Annotated in this window: 17 protein-coding genes; 6 read left to right on the forward strand and 11 right to left on the reverse strand. The window is 42.3% G+C overall.

Annotated elements, in window-relative coordinates:
- Positions 1-10 precede the first annotated feature (10 nt).
- Positions 11-1,369, forward strand: coding sequence for an amidohydrolase family protein (locus ACOJRU_RS10120; RefSeq protein WP_421131627.1), 1,359 nt, complete (start codon positions 11-13; stop codon positions 1,367-1,369).
- Positions 1,370-1,530: 161 nt separating this feature from the next.
- Positions 1,531-1,686 carry a hypothetical protein gene (locus ACOJRU_RS10125; RefSeq protein ID WP_421131628.1) on the forward strand — a complete coding sequence of 52 codons (156 nt, stop codon included), beginning with the start codon at positions 1,531-1,533 and terminating at the stop codon, positions 1,684-1,686.
- A gap of 8 nt (positions 1,687-1,694) precedes the next feature.
- Here the strand turns inward: ACOJRU_RS10125 and ACOJRU_RS10130 are convergent, their stop codons facing one another.
- Both ACOJRU_RS10130 and ACOJRU_RS10135 read right to left on the reverse strand, forming a co-directional pair.
- Positions 1,695-3,134 (reverse strand): alpha/beta hydrolase, encoded by a 1,440-nt coding sequence (locus tag ACOJRU_RS10130; RefSeq protein ID WP_421131629.1) that lies wholly within the window; start codon positions 3,132-3,134, stop codon positions 1,695-1,697.
- Between the two features lie 165 nt (positions 3,135-3,299).
- Positions 3,300-4,157 (reverse strand): hypothetical protein, encoded by an 858-nt coding sequence (locus ACOJRU_RS10135; RefSeq protein ID WP_421131630.1) that lies wholly within the window; start codon positions 4,155-4,157, stop codon positions 3,300-3,302.
- A 413-nt stretch (positions 4,158-4,570) separates the two neighbouring features.
- On the opposite strand from ACOJRU_RS10135, the gene ACOJRU_RS10140 reads away from it, so the two are divergent.
- Positions 4,571-5,494 (forward strand): alpha/beta fold hydrolase, encoded by a 924-nt coding sequence (locus ACOJRU_RS10140; RefSeq protein WP_421131631.1) that lies wholly within the window; start codon positions 4,571-4,573, stop codon positions 5,492-5,494.
- A 180-nt stretch (positions 5,495-5,674) separates the two neighbouring features.
- On the opposite strand, the gene ACOJRU_RS10145 is transcribed toward ACOJRU_RS10140, so the two are convergent.
- Complete coding sequence (locus tag ACOJRU_RS10145) at positions 5,675-6,376, reverse strand: hypothetical protein (RefSeq protein WP_421131632.1); 702 nt, start codon at positions 6,374-6,376, stop codon at positions 5,675-5,677.
- Between the two features lie 277 nt (positions 6,377-6,653).
- Positions 6,654-7,823: an alpha/beta hydrolase-fold protein gene (locus ACOJRU_RS10150; protein ID WP_421131633.1), complete on the reverse strand. Its 1,170-nt coding sequence runs from the start codon at positions 7,821-7,823 to the stop codon at positions 6,654-6,656.
- Between the two features lie 915 nt (positions 7,824-8,738).
- Here ACOJRU_RS10150 and ACOJRU_RS10155 point away from each other — a divergent pair.
- From ACOJRU_RS10155 to ACOJRU_RS10165, 3 genes are all read left to right on the forward strand, one after another.
- On the forward strand, positions 8,739-9,554 hold the full coding sequence (locus ACOJRU_RS10155; RefSeq protein WP_421131634.1) for a putative porin: 816 nt from the start codon (positions 8,739-8,741) through the stop codon (positions 9,552-9,554).
- A gap of 183 nt (positions 9,555-9,737) precedes the next feature.
- Positions 9,738-10,949: a helix-turn-helix domain-containing protein gene (locus ACOJRU_RS10160; protein WP_421131635.1), complete on the forward strand. Its 1,212-nt coding sequence runs from the start codon at positions 9,738-9,740 to the stop codon at positions 10,947-10,949.
- A gap of 316 nt (positions 10,950-11,265) precedes the next feature.
- Positions 11,266-12,924 (forward strand): alpha/beta fold hydrolase, encoded by a 1,659-nt coding sequence (locus ACOJRU_RS10165; RefSeq protein WP_421131636.1) that lies wholly within the window; start codon positions 11,266-11,268, stop codon positions 12,922-12,924.
- Between the two features lie 71 nt (positions 12,925-12,995).
- Here the strand turns inward: ACOJRU_RS10165 and ACOJRU_RS10170 are convergent, their stop codons facing one another.
- The 7 genes from ACOJRU_RS10170 to ACOJRU_RS10200 form a co-directional block, all read right to left on the reverse strand.
- Positions 12,996-14,300, reverse strand: coding sequence for a diguanylate cyclase (locus ACOJRU_RS10170; RefSeq protein WP_421131637.1), 1,305 nt, complete (start codon positions 14,298-14,300; stop codon positions 12,996-12,998).
- A gap of 286 nt (positions 14,301-14,586) precedes the next feature.
- Positions 14,587-15,387 carry a sterol desaturase family protein gene (locus ACOJRU_RS10175; protein ID WP_421131638.1) on the reverse strand — a complete coding sequence of 267 codons (801 nt, stop codon included), beginning with the start codon at positions 15,385-15,387 and terminating at the stop codon, positions 14,587-14,589.
- 31 nt (positions 15,388-15,418) lie between these two features.
- The gene (locus tag ACOJRU_RS10180; RefSeq protein WP_421131639.1) at positions 15,419-16,039 is read right to left on the reverse strand and encodes a CDP-alcohol phosphatidyltransferase family protein; all 621 of its coding nucleotides are present in this window, start codon (positions 16,037-16,039) and stop codon (positions 15,419-15,421) included.
- The gene (locus tag ACOJRU_RS10185) at positions 16,033-16,665 is read right to left on the reverse strand and encodes an ATP-binding cassette domain-containing protein (RefSeq protein ID WP_421131640.1); all 633 of its coding nucleotides are present in this window, start codon (positions 16,663-16,665) and stop codon (positions 16,033-16,035) included. The genes ACOJRU_RS10180 and ACOJRU_RS10185 overlap by 7 nt, the downstream gene beginning before the upstream one ends.
- Entirely contained in the window at positions 16,655-18,409 is a 1,755-nt protein-coding gene (locus ACOJRU_RS10190; protein ID WP_421131641.1) for an ABC transporter permease, read from the reverse strand. The genes ACOJRU_RS10185 and ACOJRU_RS10190 overlap by 11 nt, the downstream gene beginning before the upstream one ends.
- Entirely contained in the window at positions 18,409-19,611 is a 1,203-nt protein-coding gene (locus ACOJRU_RS10195; protein ID WP_421131642.1) for an ABC transporter substrate-binding protein, read from the reverse strand. The genes ACOJRU_RS10190 and ACOJRU_RS10195 overlap by 1 nt, the downstream gene beginning before the upstream one ends.
- Positions 19,612-19,617: 6 nt before the next feature.
- The gene (locus tag ACOJRU_RS10200; RefSeq protein WP_421134750.1) at positions 19,618-20,448 is read right to left on the reverse strand and encodes a DUF547 domain-containing protein; all 831 of its coding nucleotides are present in this window, start codon (positions 20,446-20,448) and stop codon (positions 19,618-19,620) included.
- Position 20,449: the final 1 nt, after the last annotated feature.

Raw genomic sequence — 20,449 nt, forward strand, 5'->3', positions numbered from 1 at the left:
GGAGTTAACTGTGAAATATTTTATTGCTCTACTCATTTTAGTTTCTGCCACTGCTTGTCGCGCGGCGCCTAATTTAGAACAGATGGGGAACTCATTTATTCTAAATAACATCAATATTGTTGATGTCGAAAACAGACAAATTCAGTTTAATAAATCGATACTTGTTAACAAAGGTAAAATTCTCAACATTGCGCAATCCCCCATGCCTGCACCATCAAACGGTATTACGATTATTGACGGGAATGGTGGTTACGTTACACCTGGGCTGATTGACATGCATGTTCACATTTTTGAAGAGGCGGCGTTCGCTTTAGCCCTTAGTCATGGAATTACTCATGTTCGCATAATGAATGGTGTTCCTGACCAATTGAAGTGGCGAGACCAAATTGAAGCAGGCGAACTTATTGGTAGCAGCGCCACTGTGAGTAGCCCTATTCTATCCGCTTACGACGCAAACTTGCATCACACTGTGCACACAGCAAAACAAGCCGAGGCAGCTGTTAAGCGTTATCAATCTGAAGGTTATGACTTAATTAAACTCTATGGGAACCTTAGCGAAGAAGCGTTAACAGCGGCAATCGAAACAGGTAAAAAACTCAATATACCGATTGCTAAACATGGCCCACATGCGTCTGGCAATATGCCGATATCATCACTTTTTGGGCTTCAATCATTAGAACATGTTGAAGATATCTATCAAGGCCCCCTTAATTACAAATTTGATTCTACCCGTATCCCCGCAATAGCTGAGAGCATAAAAGCAGTAAGCGTTCCCGTTAGCCCAACGTTAAACATTTACTATCAACTCACCAAACTTAGTGTCGAGAAAGAAGCGTTTTTAGACACTGTTCCCTCCGAATACACTTCCGACATCATCGCGCTCGAGGCGTCAAATAACCAAATTGAGCGGTGGTTAACTGCATCAGACAATATGGCCGCACATAATCAGAAAACACTTTCGTTTCTACAACATATCACCAACGTTTTTCATAATGCTGGAATCCCGCTTTTGGTCGGTTCTGATTCTGGCGTGTTGCTTTCCCCCCACGGTTTAGCTACGCATAACGAAATGCGATTAATGCACGAATCTGGTATGGCAATATACGATGTACTAGCAGCTGCAACTATCAACCCAGCGAAAGCACTAAAGATGGGCGACCAAATCGGTAAAGTTTCTGAGAACTATAAAGCGGATTTCATCTTGTCTGAAACGTCTCCATTAGATGACTTGTCGACACTTAAAAGGCCGGAAGCAGTCGTCAAAAATGGTCACTTTTATCCCAAAAAAGCGTTAAGAAAAATGAGGGAAAAAGCCATTGAATCTCGCAGCATTTGGAAAGAGCTGGGAACCTTGTTTAGAGGGATGTAAATCAGCGTCTGCGCTGGCCCATTAGTTTCAACAATGCACAAGACACTTTAAAAGCACCAAACGCATAAAATTAACGCGCTTAGAGCAGTGGCGAGAGAATTCAGCTCGCCTTCACAACGCTTACACAGTTTCTTCCTTGCGATTTAGCAAGGTACAACGCAGTGTCTGCCTGCTCAATAAAACTAATCGTCTCTGGGCAGGGCCACACATCAGATATAGGACAGACTGCAATCAATGACGATGAATGGACAGGCATTGTTGACGGCTTAAACAGAAATTTTGTTAGGTTGTCTCGTCCAAATAACGAGTGCGATTAAAAAGACGTTTATTGTCGCTTATCTTTTCCAAGTATCCAGTCTAAACCTTGAATTGCAATGGTAGGAAAGACTGTTGCATGCGTAGCATCATCGACAACGACAAACTTAATTTGAACGTTACCATCTGATTGCTCAGAAATTTTTTCGGCAAGCATGCTACTCCCTTGAACCATATTTTCTCCCTCACCGAACTCAGGAGTTTCTAAAGAACCGACTGATAAATAGACCTTTGTGTTTGCAGGAGCTTTTTGCGGAGCTAATTTCAGCAAATAGTTGTCATTAAACCAAACTGACGGGCTACCTAGAATGTAAGAAGAAAATACATCTGGGGATCGAAATAAAATATACGCGCCGAATAGTCCACCCAGTGAGTGGCCTATAAATATGCGACTGTTCTGGTCAGCTCTGTATTTTGACTCGATGAAAGGAAAGATATCAGACTTAAAGAATTCTATGTGGGTATCTGCATTTCCTGTTTCCATGTTCCAGCTTTTAGCTTTTACGGGCGTATAATCTCTTACTCTGCTTTGAATTCCTCTCGAGTCAGTCGAATATGAAGCACTGACAATGATTGCCTCTTCCATAACCCCTGAATACATTGGATTTCGAGTAGCTCCGACAAGTGTGGGGAAGCTATATGGAGCATCGGTCGCGTAGATAACAGGGTACTGTTTGCTAGGCGAAGTGCTATAAGAGCGCGGAAGTTGCACATATATTGGATAAATTCGTCCGGTAGCCGATTCCTCTAGTTGGATTATAGAGCTTCTTTGCGGACTATATGGCACAGATGAGACATGTGTCTCAAGCCATGACTTAATGGGCAATATCCAAGCCTCAGTGGGACGATAAAAAGCGCCGTGCTCCAACCCCGTAAAAATTTCGATTTCTTTGAATGAACTTACTGCCTTTGGATTTCGCTTAATGACTTCATCACAAGAACCGACAGTATCTGAGCTTTCGTGTATAGACAATATTTGACCAGTCAACACAATATTTTCATCTCGACTCATGCTCGTAGTACAAGCTGCAAGGAGCACATAATTAATATCAGTTTTCTGAATGGCATTTGACGCTAAAGCAGTAATGTAGCCACCACGTGAAAACCCTATCAAAGTGATATTACGTTGAGGAACTCCCATTTCTAAAAGCGTGCTTACTTGGTTCCTCAATTTTTCAGCATGTGTGGTGGGGTTACTTTTTGCTTTTCGATGCTCGGAGATGACCACAGCACCGAAACTAGCCAGTTTTTCTAGTATCGCCGGATATTCGTACATGCCCCATCTCGGATGAACAGGCGACGGATCCTCGCCTTCAACTATGTAGCCATGAGAGTAGAAAATGTATTTCGCGTTCGGATCAATTCTGTCAGGTATATTATCGAATATAGGGCTAGCGAACGCATCACAAAAGGCCAAAAAAGCTAGGCAGAACAATAAAGTAAAACGCACTGTAACAATTCCTTGTATTTTTTTAGACTGAGAACCCTAGCTGTTAGGTCCGAAAAACGTACGTTTCAACCCCCTAGAGTCACTGGATCAAAAAGACAAGGAACGGACGTTCAACAATGTTGTTTCCTATTAGTGGTTTTATACCACTTCAATGTGCAGTTGTCCTCAATCTTGCGCATTGTTCAAACGACGCTGGATAAACTGATCAATATCTGTTTTTGGGCATTTAATCCGATCGAAAGAGGTTGCGCTGTTATGTGCACTAGCAGTTTGAGAATTTCGGTTAGTTCCAAGTGTTCCGTTGAGCAGTCGGCTTACGAGTATCAGTGTACCTCCGCTTATCGAATCACAATCTACTGCTATGGCGAGGTCTTCCATTCTCTCTTTGTCATCATTAAGGTGAGTTCTTACCGGAATATCTAAATCGGGTGATATTCTTAGTTTCTGCATCACCTGTATATCTTGTTGCATCAAAGTCTCAAACAACTTTTGATTAAATGCATCAAGATCTCTAATCGCTTTGGTTGCAAATATGTCATCTCTAGTTTCCTGATCATTCGAAAGTCTACTTTTATCTATTTCAAATCTAAATTGATGACCAGATTCACTATTAAGACTGTCGAATTGTGCGTGTTCCGGCCCATTCCGAACATCCATTTCGATTTTTGGCTGACTTAATAAGGCTGAACTAACATTTTTAGTATTCTCAGAGGAAGTGACTGGTATTTGGATTGATTCCCTTTTATTTTGACTAGTTGACTGAACTGGGCGCTTAGTAGGTAGCGCAATTTCAGATTCGTTCTGTGGACTTAGAGTCGTTTCAACATTAGTTTCTTTTTGAATAACTGGGACATACAAAGTCGCGTTTATGGGAGAATTTGGTTTCTCAGTAAAGTTAAGAGGCACAGAATTGAAACCGAATAAAGCAATTGCAATGAGAACAGCGTGAAATATTATCGCTAGAGAAAAACCTCTTAAATCAAATTTCTTTGTCTCTTTTTTTTCGAGAAGTCCCCTGTCCAATCCAATGGGCTTTCAATTGCAATAATTCCATTCATGTTTGCATGACAGGCTTAAGCTGCGAATATCCATGTATGTTTAAGATATTAATAGCGATAAAAAGTTCCGCCCGAACACTAATTTTAAATTGCATCTAACTCTTTTATCGCTGCTCGCGTTGTGGGTCCGCTTTACGTACACTGCCGCCCATCATCCTTCTTGTCAGGCTCAAATAGACAAGGTGCGGACGGTCAGTTTTGTGATGCCGGATTTCTGCCATCGGTCAATAGCGGACATCAGAAAGTAAAAGAAAAAGCGCTATAGACTATGCATATTCAGCGAACAAAATTCTGTACATAATAGATTGAATTTCCATCAGGTATAGGACAGACTGCAATCAATTAAAGCTAACATCATGAGCTAAAAGGACTTTACGAATGAGGTTTTTTTTCAAATATTTATGTATCGGTATGATAATCCTTGTGTCGAGTGGTTTTGTTTATCAAACCTACTCTCAATATATCGACTCTAGCACTTTTATCAAAACTGGAGAGATGATTGATGTTGGTGGCTACAGCCTTTATACAGAAGATAGCGGCATAGGACGTGTAAACGTAATTTTTGATTCTGGTATGGGCGATGATTTGTCTGTTTGGAAGAAGGTGTCAGATGAAGTCTCAAAATTTGCCAGAGTAATAACTTACGACAGAGCTGGACTTGGCTGGAGCGACGAAAGCCCGAAAGAAAGGACAAGTGAAGAAATTGTCCAAGAGCTTCACTCAATGCTGGAGAAAAAGAAATTAATAGGGCCGATTATTCTTGTTGGTCATTCCTTCGGTGGCGTGAACATGCAGCAGTTCGCTCTGAAGTATCCCGACGAAATAGCTGGTTTGGTATTAATTGACTCAGCTCATGAAAGCCAAATTGATAACATGCCCAAGCCAAGCTTTATAAAAAAGTACCTTTTCAAAATTGGTATGTGGGCTGCGCCAGTTGGATTACCAAGATTGTATCTTTCCAATTCTAACCCTGAAGAAAAGGCCAAGAAAAGTACAACTAAGCATCAATATACTAGCTTGGATGAAGCGAATTCATTCCAGCAAAGCCTTAATGAACTACAAGCACTAAAACCTAATTTTGGAAACTTACCGCTGATAGTGATTGCGCGAAATAAACAATCCTCTGAAGTATCTGCTTCAGATACAAGAAATTATGTGTGGGCTGGGCTGCAAGAAAACATCACAACTCGTTCGTCCAACAGCACAATTATCTTCACTGGTGAGCGACAACACTCCATTCACAAATCACAGCCTGACATTGTGGTGACAGCGATTCATAGACTAATTGACAACCTTTACTAAACGAAGCTGGGATAGTCACAGTTTTTATCATTACTTGAAATTATTGTTATGTCCGCTCATCGCTCAATGCGGAACCTGACCTACCTTATCGCCAACTTCCGCTTAACGTACACAGCTGTCCAACAGCGAGCCTTGACGGGCATCAAAAGACAAACAGCAGAATTTGATAACAGTCAGCAGTCAAATTCTTGTTCCAATTAAAAAGGAGCAGTTCTCGGGCAAGCTCCCCGCATTTAAAGACACCAGCTCCATAAAATCTATTTCACTTACTTTGTCAGCGTCCCTAAACCGCTTTATTTCAAAATAATAGTCTGCATAAGTAGCTCCTTTCTTTTTCAATTCTAAAAAAGGGTACTGCCTATATTTCCACACTCCAATAACCATGTCTGTGCCCGTACTTTTTGTAGCCATTTCAAGAGTGAAAGAGCCATCCTTATGAAGATATAAAGAAGTAGCTTCACCGCAGTCTTTAGCCTTGTATTCGTTCTCTAAATCTTGTTGGAAAAACATTCGTTTATCGTCTTTGTTTTTGGGCAATAGAAATAGAGCCATTGAATTTTTTGTATACCAATGATTTCCTTTACTCAAACCTTCAATTCGCTGTATTGTGAAGCCGGCAGTAGCTGATATGTAAGAGGCTATATCAATAGCTTCAGGTTCAAGTAAAATTAATGAGTAGAGAAGAGTATTTTCGGTAACACTCGCGGGAAAGTCGAATTCATTCAGTTGAACGCGATATCTTTGAGACGAATCAAAAGCGTTGCTAATTTCGTCTCTTTGAGTGCTATCTAGGTATTTTGCATAAACATGAACGGTAGTTTTGCTCGCACACCCCGATAATAAAAGCACGAAGAAAACCAAAGTATGTTTTAAGATTTTCATTCATGAACTCTGACGGCGAAGTTGATTACAAGTGTAATCCAAAGTTTATGATTAAACAATAATGCTATTTTTGCTTACAAACTCCGTTGTCCCCCAGTGTCCGCTACATGTCCACTTAGGCCTTTCAACGTGTTGCGAACGACATCAGTAGACAAGGAGCGGTCGTTCACTTGCATCTAATTAAGTGAATTTGTCCGATCCTAATGTGCCATTACCGGACGGTGTTGTTTGTCGATACATAAAATCAAGGGGTGACCCGTTAAGCAGATTCACCTATCTATTCCTCTGTATCAAGTTCAGCAATAAACTCATTGATAGAGGCTTTGAGGTTTTCTTCATCTTCCTTGATTTTTCCAAGAGCCAGCATAGCTTGCTGTCTAGCCTTATCTTGGTTACCACGCTTCTCGTAGCCTTTGGCCAGATTAAATAGCACCCATGCAGAATCTGGATAAAGTACAGCGTTGTATTGTAACAACTCCATGGCTTTTTCAAGCGAATCATGCCCAGTCATATAGTATGAGGCAAAATTGATCGCTCCTTTGTGAGGTTTGATTTCCTGAAACAAGTCTTGCGACAACAGCTTAAAATGCTTATCAAATCCAGCTGGTCCCTCTGTAAAAATTCTGTGGGGTACTGACCAGTTGCGGTACAACTCATTGGTGGAATTGACTACACCAGTCATTAGGGTCGCAACATGGGGCAGCGTTTGCAAATGTTCTACCTTAAACCTGAGGCCGTTAGGTTTAGTTTCTTCTAGGAATGTTTTTAACTCTAAAAAACCTTCGCGCATAGCTATTGCCGAATCATCAATCACCTGAAAACCTTCATCTCCTAAATTAACATAAAGAAACTGATTCAAATCTTCTTCTGAAGACAGATACTTTTTCAGCTTTGGTAATACAATTTTATTACCCCAGTGAATAGAAGGACTCAATGCAACGTGGGCAGTAAACAGTCCTGGTCGGGAGTGCATTGCATGTAAAGAGAGAAGTCCACCAAGAGAATGTCCATTTAGGGTTTTAAACTTAGAGGTTTGATAGTGTTTATCGACAAAGGGAATAAGCTCTTTCTCTACGTAATCTAAAAAGGCATCCGCACCACCACCCTGTTTGTATTCGACATGTTCAGTCGGTGTGTAATCCCTTATCCTATCTTCGTTATCAATTGAAACCAATATCATGTATGGCGCCAAATCATTCTCGTAATAGGATGACATAACCCCCTGAATCATATCCTTATAATATTTACCATCCAGGAAATAATAGACTGGGTATTTATAGTCTGGAAAGTCATCATAATCATCAGGCAGATAGACAGTGATGTTTTGCTCTTCTCCCAACGTTTTAGAGGTAATTATGTGTTCTTTAACAATAACTGCATTGGCAGAAAATAGAGGCAAGAAACAAAAAGTAATGACGAGGAGTCTTAGCTTTTTTAGGCAGTTCATAAAATTCCCTGTTTATCATTTTTCGAGATAAGTTTCCGAAAAAAACTTCTATGTAAAGCGGTTAAGGTGGACATGTAATGAGGATTTCATTAGCTAATCCAATAAAAGCAATGGCCATAATACGGCTAGAAATTAAACTAGACAACCACTTTAATTGAACAAACAAAGCTGCCCCAATTAATATGATTATCAAATCTTGATTCCCTACTTTGCAATTATTGACCGTCCGCCTTTCGCTCAATCTAACTATTCACATTCAAAAATACCGACCGTCCGAAATACGAAAACTGCTGCTATTTCAATGCCAGCGCGTGAACGGCAACTACTGGCACTAATAGCCTCTCAGCTTTGATAGAGCTCTTTTAATCAACGCTAGTTAAACTAAGTAGGTATCGTACAACCAGTGCTAAATGCACGGATTGAGTAGGATTAATTAACGCTCTTTTTCTTAAATCGCCTTACAACGATTCAACGCTTGCAGATAATAGTAATCTCCCTAGTGTAACGCCGAATTTAATTCATCATCGGCAGAAAAATTACCCGCCACCTGTTTTAACAGGAAGTGGCCGTTTTCGCCAATATCAGCGAAAAGCACAGTGATAATATGGTGTATCTAATAAACTAATTTGCGACTTTCTGGCCTTAGGCATCAGGACTTTTTAACGTTGGTTTACTCCTGTAACAGTGTGAATAGCAAACCAACTTAGAGAAAGTGTACTGCGGTACAGTTTTGATATCGTCGTGTTGTGCCTGTCTAATAATTCAATATGCGTGCTGAACTAATTGGCCTTACTAATTGTCACAAAATATGTCGATGTGCTTTCGGGTATTGCACTACACGACGTTTTAATTTAATTTCACCGCCCTACTAAAAAAGCATTTTTGGATGCTCATAACAAATAAGGATATTGCCTAATGTTACGCTTAAGCGCGTGTTTACTCGCTATTTCAACCCTTCCTGTTTTTGCCCAACCAACAGATATTCAGCATGAAGTTGCGTTAGGGTTTTCTGATGTACGTGATGCCGACGACAATTTTATTGGAGCGAGCTACCGCTACTATTTCGAATCAGTGAACATTGACCAGCAACCTTGGTCGATTAGCCCTTATCTTCAAAGAACGAACAATGTTTCTGTTGATTATTTTGGTATTGGTAATATCGACAGTATGAATGTACGAGGTGAGTGGTTCTACTCAGACGCGTTAGTTATTCGAGGTCGCTATGGGCGTGTAACCAACGACAGTAGATTCTTTGACGAAACGTTAAATCGCTATGCTGTAGAAGTGTCTACCTTCGCGAATCAAAATTGGGAATATGGCATTGGCGTTGAGTATTTTAACCTTAATGAAGAGCTTTTCAGTTCCATCAATGCTGGCGTTAGCGAAAAGCGTTCTGATTCAGAATTCAGCTACAGTGCATTTGCAAGATATACGAGCTTTGGACAACGTTCTGGTAAGTTTTCTCCGGGGTGGGATACCAAATTGAAAGCAACACAGTTTGATGGTGAGTTCTCCGTTGAGCTAGATACAGATTATTTCTTCCGTCCTGATTGGAGCGTGGGAGTGACCTACATTCACGAAAGCAATGAAGTAGTAGGCTCTGACAACGTTATTGAATTAGGTACGCACTACTGGTTCAACCCGCATTCATCTATCGAATTTGGCTTAGGTTATGATACCGACGAGAATCAGTTGGGCTCGGCTACGTTGTTAGGAACGTTTAGATTCTAATACGCTACTTAAGTGAGTAAGGGCCTTATTTCTAACAGGCCCTTTTTTATATTTCATCCATATAGGTGAGACAGCTTAAAGTAACAACTCGAGGGCTTGAGCGGTGCTGTTGTTTTATTGAAGTAGTGTTGATAATGAGTCTGCAGGTGCTGCGTCTAGCGTTGCTTTAGAGAGGTGGGAATTGTGGGGGTTTTGCTTCAATATTTTCATGCAATAGGTGCATTTAATGCGCTGTTACTGAGTGTCGTCTTGTTTTTCTCTGGCAAACTCAATCCAGCCGGTAAAGTACTGGTAATATGGCTTTTGGCATGGTCCATATACGCTGTTAGCCCCCTTATCTTCATTAACGCTCCCGCCAGTTTTTTGAGTGCTTTTCACATCATTGCCCTTTGGCTTCCGGCTTCATTTGGTGCATTGATGTATTTATATCTCTCACTATCAATAAGAAGAACCGCACTTTTGAAGCGGGATATTATAAAATTCATCCCCTTAGTCATGTGTTTGTTGCTAAACGCGGACTATGCGTTTATGTCAGAAGTTCAATTGGCTGATTTTCGTAACAGAGGTGTTGAGTTCGATATACAACATCAAATAGCTATGGTGTTTCTATATGGACAGGCATTCTATTATTTTGCTAAAAGCTTCAGGCTTATAGTTCGCTATAAACAGCAAACTGAGTCCGAGTTATCCAATTTTCAACCAGCTGTTTTTCAAGGGCTTACCGTTATTATTGGTGTAAATCTCATCCTGTGGTTGTTAGAGATTTTGTCAGCATTATACAGCGGCGTTTATTTCCTCGCATTAGCCAGCGATATCTTCTTTACCTTATTTTTGTGCTTTTTAGGGTTATTGCACTGGAAAGAGCCTCATTTTTTTAGTGTAACTCATAGACAAAAAATACCGGATGAAAGTCATAATCGCGAACATCTAGATCCCATAGTTAGTCATTGTGTAGACAATCACGTAAAGAGAACAGAAGGATACGTTGATGCTAGCCACTTTTTATTGGATGGCGAAAAGAAAGACGATAGCTCTGCTCTACTGGACGAGACATTGGCAGAAGTTTTTCAATCAATCGATGTTTTCATGCGCGAACAGCAACCGTATCTTGATAGCAAATTAAGTCTTACGTCGTTGAGTGATCAACTGGGGTTGGGTAAACACTACGTGTCTGAAGCTATCAACGCAGTATCCGGTCAAAATTTCCATCAGTATGTCAATAACTTTAGGGTCCAATGGTTTTGTAAGCAGCTAAAAGAAAATCCTAGTTCTAAACTGTTAGATTTGGCAATGGATAGTGGTTTTTCTTCAAAAAGTGCCTTCAATGCGGTGTTTAAAAAGCTTACTGGCAAAACACCAACACAGTATAAATCTTTGGTGACCCCTTCCCTTTAACGCACCAAAAATGCGAATGGGAACGTATGATGTTTCGATTGTTGAGCGTTCAGCAATTATGAGGGCAAGCAAATCACTCCCGCAAATGTATAAGCCTTGTTTTCGAGGATACCTATTGGGTAATGGTCAAATTTATTCACTTTTCAATGAACGCTCACGCTTAGAAGTTCAATCTTTTACGTCCTAACTTATCAGTTTGGACGTTATATCTTCCCGTTCCAGTAGGCTTAACGCTTTATTAGTATGCGCTTGTTTAGCATGTCATTTCAAAAGACAAATTGGCTAATGTCGCAGCGTTCAACCACGAGGAATAAATATGGGGAACAATCCCGCTAGTCTTTCTAATCTAATTGTCATGTTGGTCTCAATACTGTGTTGCTGCCAAATAGCACAAGCCACAACTTTGGATACCAGCGACGCCGATCGGTTTGCTCTATTGTTTGATAAAAATCAGTTTATTAGCGCTGATACGTTGCAAGAAAACTATATCGAGAAAGCAGGCCCTGGCGTTAAATATATTATGGGTAACATCCAATCATCTCAAAAGATGAGCGAATCAATCAATCGTGCATCTGAGCACTACGAACGCGCAATTCGTGTGTGTCTTCCTGCGGTCAAGGCGATTAAATCGGATGCGATAGACATGGTATCTAAAATAGCACACGGTACCAATACAAAACCTGCACAGTTTATTTCCATTGTGTTTGGTGCAAATAACGTGGCAGCGACGGCTACGCCAAATGGGATCATTCTTGCCTTCGAAACCTTGTGTCAGCAAACGCGAGATGTAGAACATGCCAAAGCCGTTCTACTCGAATATATTGCCCATGAAATGGTACATGTAGCACAGTATCAATTAACACAACGAACCAGCTTTTCCTTCAATTTACTTGAAATGTCGCTTATTGAAGGAACCGCAGATTTTATTTCTTCGTTGTATCTAAATAAGCAATCAATGCTACAACATCCTCGCAATGTCTGGGGAGAAACTCATGCATTATCAGTATGGCGCAGTTTCGTCGCCAACCAACATGATAAACACTACGCGTCTTGGCTGTATAAACCATCAGCAAACGGGCAACCTGCAGACATGGGCTATTGGATTGGCAGTCAAATTGCAGAGCATTTCTACGATAGTAGTGCTAACAAAGAAAATGCTATTCAACAATTATTGATAATGGAAGATGCCGATGTGATTTTTCGCAAATCAGGTGTTCTCTCAAGCACAATAAGGCTGAATATAAATGGTGTTGAATTAGAATATGAAGACACGGGTATGGGCCAGCAGGTCGTGGTTTTTGACGCTGGGTTTGGCACCAAAAGCACGGTATGGCAGTCAGTCATCAACCGACTTCCTATGAATATTCGTACTATTACTTACTCGCGCTCTGAACTTAATCCCGTCAATGAGGATAAAGGGGTAAGAACAGTTGAAGAACACCTGGCTGATCTACGAGGCCTTTTGGATAGGCTAGAAATTGATGTGCCTATTCTGTATGTGACACATTCATACAGTGGCATGATTGCAGCTCGGTACGCTCAAACACATCCAGATGAACTAAGCGGTATGATAATGATTGAGCCGGCTACTCAAGCACAACGCAAGCACTTTCTTAAGGTCGATGCCGCACTTGTGCACAAAGAGGACGAGATGATTTTGTCGTATCTGCCAGCCCAATTAGGCGCGCAATACTCTATTATCGTTGAGCAAATGGAGCGAGCTTCAGATAAGGTGCAAAGCATTCCCGCGGATATCCCAACCGTTGTGTTTTCTGCGGGTAACGCCAGCTCTGAGCCATTTTCTATTAATGAGACCGAACAGGGTAAGCCTGTGTGGTTGGCTCTACATGCTAAGCTAGTACAAGGTAGTGAGCAGCACAAGCATCGAATAATTGATACTGTATCCCATAATATACACAAGCGAAGCCCTGAACTTATTGCATCACAGATAAAGGCTATGATTGCTATGGAGTAAAGAGCGGAAAGAATCAATTAAAAAAGCGCAAAGGAAGTAAATCAACGCGCATAGAGCAGTGGCGAGAGAATTCAGCTCGCCTTCACAACGCTTACACAGTTTCTTCCTTGCGATTTAGCAAGGTACAACGCAGTGTCTGCCTGCTCAATAAAACTAACCGCCTCTGGACAGGGCCGCACACTGAGCGAAGCAACACCAATGCTAACCGTAAGTTTTTGGTTAAACGGAGACCATTCATGGTCAATATTAAGGTTAATCACATTATTTACAATACGCTGCGCGACCCTTACAGCAATGCTTTCCTCGGTTGATGGTAGAATAACCGCAAACTCTTCTCCCCCAAATCTTGAAACAAAGTCATCAGGCCCTGTGCAACTCTTTGTTAGTGTCTCGGCAATACTAATTAACACTTCATCACCTGCAACATGACCATAGGTGTCGTTGTAACCTTTAAAGAAGTCCACATCCAGTAAAAGTAAACTGAGTGGTTTGTTAGTCTTCTGATACCGCGCCAAATCGCGTTCAAGGGTGCTGTCAAACAAGCGTCGATTGGCAATACCGGTTAAGCCATCCATATTCGCCAACCGTTCTAACTTTTTATTTGCTTCAATAAGTGCCTGCTGCGCATTGTTCAAGGCTATACGATTATTCTCGTTTTCTATTGTATTACCTAGCATCTCGCTAATGTACGTTAAGTACGTGACATCATAATCTTGCCACAAATATGGCTTGCCAATGATATCGCAACCTACAAAGCCAAACATATCCCCATTTACGAAAACAGGGATGCATAATATCGACGCAATGTTTTCGCGCTCAAACTCCTCACGTTCTTTGTCTGCCGCTTCGGGTAAAAGTGCTACATCGTTAACCTTAAAAACATTCTCGCGCCTTAATATTTTCATAAGGAACGGAATATTATCTAATGGCATATTTTGTAGTTCATCTTTATAAGGTGTCACACCCGTTGACACCCACTCATGAGTATTTGACGCATGTTTTTCATCAGCTGAGAATGCAAACAAATAACAGCGATGGACACCGCAGAACTCACCAAATGCAGCAAGACTTTTATCAATTATAGGGTTGATACCGTCTGATTGAACGTTAATGAGTTTTGAAGAAAGCGTTGCTAGTAACTGGGAAAACGTGAAGTGGCGGCTAAGTGAAGAATCAATGTGGGAATCTTCCAAGGTTTCAAAGCGAACATCATATACAATAACGCTCCCATCAGAACATTCGATAACGCTGCCTTTGATGAAACAGCGGGTTTGCACCCCGTTAATTTGAATGTATAGCCACTGCCCTACATCATCGTTACCTTTCACTGCGTTGAAAGGGTGGGCACTGCCTGTAAGCCGGCTTTTGCCATTCAAACTGAAAAAGCATAATTCATGACTTAGGCTGTCAACACATCTAGGCAAACCAAAGTGCGAATTAAAACCATGACTTGAGAAGCATTCGATGTCATGTTCTCGCCTAACTAAAAGACACGAAGGAACTTGACGTAAAACTGAAAGGACGTCTGCTGCAAACAAAAGTGTACCAAAAACTAAATCAATTACTCAAAGCGTAGCACCTTCGCATAAAATTGCTATGTTAAATCTATGATGCATCGCGTGTCGTGTAACCATGCGGAAACACTTACCCGAACCATATTACCTAATGCTTATCTGCCCTATCGAAGGGCATTTTTAGCAACGTCATCAGCGAGGCATTGTTTGAGGTTGCAGGGTAAGATTTAAGACCAACAGGCAGTGTCTCGTCGCTATCTTTTGCCTGATATTTGTAACTTCCAAATAGTTTGTCCCACCACGTTACACTGAATCCAAAGTTGCTATTAGACTCACTCATGCGCTGGCTATGATGAATACGATGCAACCGTTGAGTTACAACAAAAAACGCAAGCTTCTTGTCCCATTTTTGTGGCAACCTGATGTTCGCATGGTTAAACAGTGAAAAACCATTAAGCGCAACTTCAAAAATTACGATTGCCACTACGGGTGCGCCTAACACAATCACCACACTGGCCTTTATTAATAAACTAATAGCTATTTCTATCGGGTGAAAACGCAGGCCTGTAGTGGTGTCGACATGGCTATCGGCATGATGCATTTTATGCACTTTCCACAACAACGGAATACGATGAAACAGTCGGTGTTGCCAATAAATTACAATATCAAGGGTAAGCACTGCGATAACGATAGCTAACCACGACGGTAGCGTAAATGTGTTAAATAGCCCTATTTGATTTTCAGCCGCCCACAACGATACACCCAACAAACTGGCAGGCAATACAATGCGCGAAATTACCGCGCCAACGATCACCAAGCTTAGATTCGCACGCCAACGTTCAACACGAGATATCGACGCATTACGAGCAGGTTGGTATGCCTCCCATAAAGCCATTAGTACGAATATCGCCAGAAATGCCGTGATGCGGATAGTGCTTACTGCTTCCATATCATTGTGCCTTTGTGATAATTAATGTTTGTTATGACTCTATGCGCTGTAGCGTGAGGAACCCGCCTACCACACGAGTGACTATGGTTACGGCACATGCCGCTGCAAAACAGTACGCCATTATCGAAAAATGCTGAGGCCAGAGGCAAAACGCGATGAACACCAAAATAGTTTCTGTCCCTTCCGTTAAACCATGCATGTAGTAAAAGCTTTTATTTGCAAATTGCGGCCGGTCAATATTGAATTTTTCAGCGGCAATAGCAAATGCTAAAAAACTACTCCCCGTTCCGATAAAGGTAGCAAGTAATACCATTGCGGGTGCGCCCCACTCTGTGGGATTAGCCAAACCAAACGCTAATGGCACTGACGCATAAAACAAAAAGTCTAAACAAATATCTAAAAAGCCCCCTGCGCTCGTGCTACTTTGTTGGTGTCGCGCTAATTCACCGTCAATACCATCGAAAACCCTGTTCAAAATAATGCATAACAGCGCGCTTTTCCACAAACCAAAGATGATGCAGGGAACCGCGATAACACCGACTAAAAAACCCAGTATAGTAATGTGGTTAGGGCTTACATTCAGGCCATCAAACGTTCTGATTATTGGGCGCAGAACGGGTTTAATATAGGGGGTAACTTTTGAATCTAACATGACGATAACTCGATTGTTTTGCCACCTGCCGCCATCGCATCATCCTTATCATGGGTAACTAAAATAGATGGAATATCGCGCAACGTAAGTTGTTCAAATGTCCATGTTCGTATTTGCGCGCGTAAATGGGTGTCTAATTGGCTAAAAGGCTCATCAAGCAACACCACTTTTGGCTGCGCCGCTAACGTACGAAGTAATGACACTCGCGCTTGCTGGCCACCCGACAGCGCATTTGGCGCTCTATTTTCTAAACCGTCTAGCTCTACCGCTGATAACATGTCAATCATAGCGCGCCTCTTCTCTTTTGCGCTCATACCTTGTGGCATTGCAAAAATAATGTTTTGACCTACGGTCATATGATCAAACAGAAGCGCGTCCTGAAACACTACACCAACACCGCGTAAATGTGATGGCGTATTGGTTATTAAGCATTCATCAAGCACTATGCGTCCTTGAAGGGTAAAGGGTGCACTCAGTTGACCCGCTATAGCATTTAATAGCGTTGATTTACCGGAACCACTAGGGCCCATAATGCATAAAACATCACCGTTATTAACGGTCACGTTAATGGACAACAACGTTTTTTCAGCCTGTTTAATCGTTACATTGTCTAGCTTAAGCGCCATGTCTGTCCTCTTTGTTACGGGAAAGTGTTCGTTGTTGTCGAGGGATGAAAAGAATTTTTGGCAAGTACCATGCAAGCGCAAACACAGACAAAGGTAGCCCAGCAAGCAAAAATACATAAACGGCAGAAAGCCTTTCGCTGCTACCGGATACCGATGCCACTGCTTCTGTCGTGAGCGTAGGTAGTGCTCCACCACTAGGTAAAATAGTAGGTAAATATTGGCTAAAACTTATCGCTAAAGCCAGCGCAAACGCTACGGCAATAGGGGAAAACATTAGCGGTAACTTAACCCTGAAAAATACTTCTGCAGGCGTTTTACCCAAACTTAGCGCTACTTTTACATAGCGCACATCAAATTTTGCATACGCAATTGCTAATGAAATATAAACATAAGGCAGCACATAGACCAGATGGGCAACAAAGGTATTCAACCAAATAGTATCACCACTCACCATTTGCTGAAGCCAAACTAAACCGTAAAGGAATGCAACGCCGGGAATAAGTAATGGTAGAAATAACGTGAAAGGCAGTATGTTATTTACCAATAAAGGTTTGCTACGCGCGGTGCTCAAAGACTCTAGCGCCAACAAAACCAACGCGATAGAAACAATGCCCACAGCAACACCAAGCTGAAGCGTGTTAGCCAGTGGCACACCAAGCGAGGCAACGGCCGTTTTCCAATGAAGTAACGTAACGCCATCTGGCACAACGTTAGGAAACGTCCAATGCTGCGCAACAGACCACAATACCACGCTATAAATTACCGTTATAAATAACAGGCCGTACAACGCTGTGATGCCATATGCCGCGATATTAATCGTAACGTCGGCGCTGTGTCTTCGACCCGACTGACGCTGATACTTGGCACACGTCGCAATAACACGTTCGACGACGATATACATACCCACAGCAACACTTGATACCACTACCTGTAGTAATGCACCTGCACTGCCCAACATGCGCATCGACAAATCAATATGGTTAAACCAATGTAATATTGCAACCGCCAGCGTATTTGGGCTATTAGGACCAAGTAATAGAGGGATCTCAACCGTTGAAGTAGCAAACACCAACACGGCTAAAACAGGTAGCCTAATTTGAGGGTATAGCTGAGGAAGAATAAGCTTAGTAAATATCGCAATACGCGAATAACCCAACGCCGAGCCGATGCGATAATAACCCGTGGTAATTCTCGCAGTTTGCGGTTGGGACAACACGCTCAACGCCATAAGCAAAACGAATGGAAGCTCTTTTAATGCCAAGGCTACGATAATACTTACCCCCGAACTATCGTAAGGAAACCACCATGATGTAGATGGAACTGAATCGCCTGTAAATAATGATGCTATAGCACGCGCGACAATGCCCGACGGGCTTACTACAAATAGTAAGACTATCGCCGCGGCCGCGTGAGGGAAAACTAAAAAAGGGCTAAGTAGTTTTTGGATAGACTGTAACCATCGAGAGCGATAAAAGCTGGCTAATAGAACGAATGCCCCGGCAACAGCCAAGAACGTAGATAAGAGCCCTGTAGAGAGTGAGAGTAAAACCATCTTCCCAAGGGTTGGAGTCTCTAAAAGTTGCGCAAAAACATGTAAACCAAATTGCAATTCGCCAATGGCAGGAAAGTAGCCAAGAGCAGGAAAAACCGCCCCCAAGGTTCCAGCGATAACAGGTACGCTTAGCATAAGCAGTAGGCACCACTTTGCTGTGCTGGTTATCGTGCTAAATGAAAAAGTAGCCACTAGTAACGGGTTCCGTAACGCGCAAACCATGCCTCTCGCAACGCATCAGACCAACTGCTGTGTGGTTCTGCAATAAGAGGGGTTGTTGAATCTGGCGCAATAGCTGAAGGGTGTAGTTGATTGCTTGTGAATAACGCCTGTTGTTCACCCGTTAATACAGCCATGTCCAATACGGTGTCATCGCCCCAAACGCTTATCGACTTTTTCTGCGCCTGGGCTTGCGGCGATAACATAAAATCAACCACCTGCTTGGCCGCATTAAAGTGAGGTGTATTGAACGCTATCCCAATAAAGTGAACGTTGGCTAGGCTTCCATCATGCATGGCATAGGTACGAATATCTTTTGGTAAATCGAACCGTTCAACGGCGCTGGGTATCTCAGCAGCCGTAAAAGAAAAGCTAAGCGCAAGCTCTCCATTACCAACCAACCGCTGTAATTGAGACGCTTGACGCACCATGTAATCACCTTCACGCCACATTAATGGGTGCAGCGTATCGAGGTATGCCCATAGCGATGGAGTAATCATGTTCAGTGCTTTTATCGATGCGGGCTTATAAAATACATCGCGGCGGTCGTGATTAAGGGCTAACGCCGCGTATTTCAAAAAACTAATGCCTAAATAGTCGCTTGGAAGCGGGTAGGTAAAGCGCCCGGGCATTGCCTTTGCAAACGATAGCAACGACGTAATAGACGTGGGTGGCGACACATCATATTCATCTAAATAACGTTTTCTGAAGTAGAACACCATAGAGGCTTTGCCCCATGGAGCTTCCATGCCCAGCGTTGGCTCACCAAAATCTGTTTCCATAGCGGGGTTTTGCGCTGGGTTCGTCAACGAAAAGTTGGGTATGGTCTTCACCCAATTCTGCCTCAAAAGCCCATGTTTTTTCATGGCAGCGAAATTCTCGCCGTTTATCCAAATGAGATCGACACTCCCATTATCCGTATTGCCTGCTGCTTTCTCGGTTAGCACCCGTGAAACCGCATCACTGGTATCGGCAAGCTTTACATGCTGTAACGTAATGCCTTGGTCACTTAGTTGATTGGCTACCCATTGTAGGTAGCCATTAACTTGTGCACTGCCACCCCACGCATGAAAACGAACTGTATCAGTGTAACCTTTCGTGCTTACTAACAAGGCGCTGATTAACAACGCCATTGTTACGGCATGTTTACTGCGGGGTAACCACTGTTTTCTCATAACACGCTACTTAGGCTTACTGTTAAGCAACCAGTTGTAGTCTAAAAATTTCACATCAGCTTCATCATCAACCAATTGCTTTTGCTGACTTTCAGAAAGCTTCAGCGCATTTTTATACAACAAGAGAAAGTCGTTAAGCGAGTTCGCCCCTTTCCACCCGGTCGAGAAATCATCGCCATACCAATCAAAGATTTTTGAAATATAGAGCGTATCGCCTTTCATATAATTGCGTGATGGATCAGACAAGAATCGAATGGTTTGGTCATCTAATTGCGCATCAAGCTCACTGCCAAGATAGGCTTCTTCTCGCAGTGCAGGGCATCCGATGCTGGCACAATTTACGGCAAAATGAATACGAGGTTCATTGTACTTATTCCCTCCCCTTATCAGCGTGTGCTCAATTTCATCAAGGGTTCTTGTGTCTCCTAATAGTGGCGCTATTTCTTGCTTCCAAGGTGAAGAGAAAAAGCCCCCCAGGTCACGAATAGAGTCTAAATCGGGATAACGGGTTAAAATAAAATTGATGGTGTAGGCATTATAGGCATTAATAAGGAACGCCAATTGGGTATGATTATCCCACCCATCAAACGTTGCCTGACTCACTGATGCAAGTGTAGCCAGGTACGTATTCAGTGATGCTTTAGACGCGTTAAAACCCGCGTAGTCTACTTGTGTGCTTGCACCATCTTCAATCGTTACTACGTAGTCGTTGAGTAACGCTGTGAAAGGCGCATGTAACGTGTCGCTAGCGTGTGACACGCCTACCGCTAACAAAAGAGAAGAGGCAAGCAGCCTCTTACACCACCTGCGTGCTATCCACTTTTTACTTGGTGACATC

Source organism: Alteromonas algae (assembly GCF_049117195.1).
In the GTDB taxonomy this organism is placed as follows: domain Bacteria; phylum Pseudomonadota; class Gammaproteobacteria; order Enterobacterales; family Alteromonadaceae; genus Alteromonas.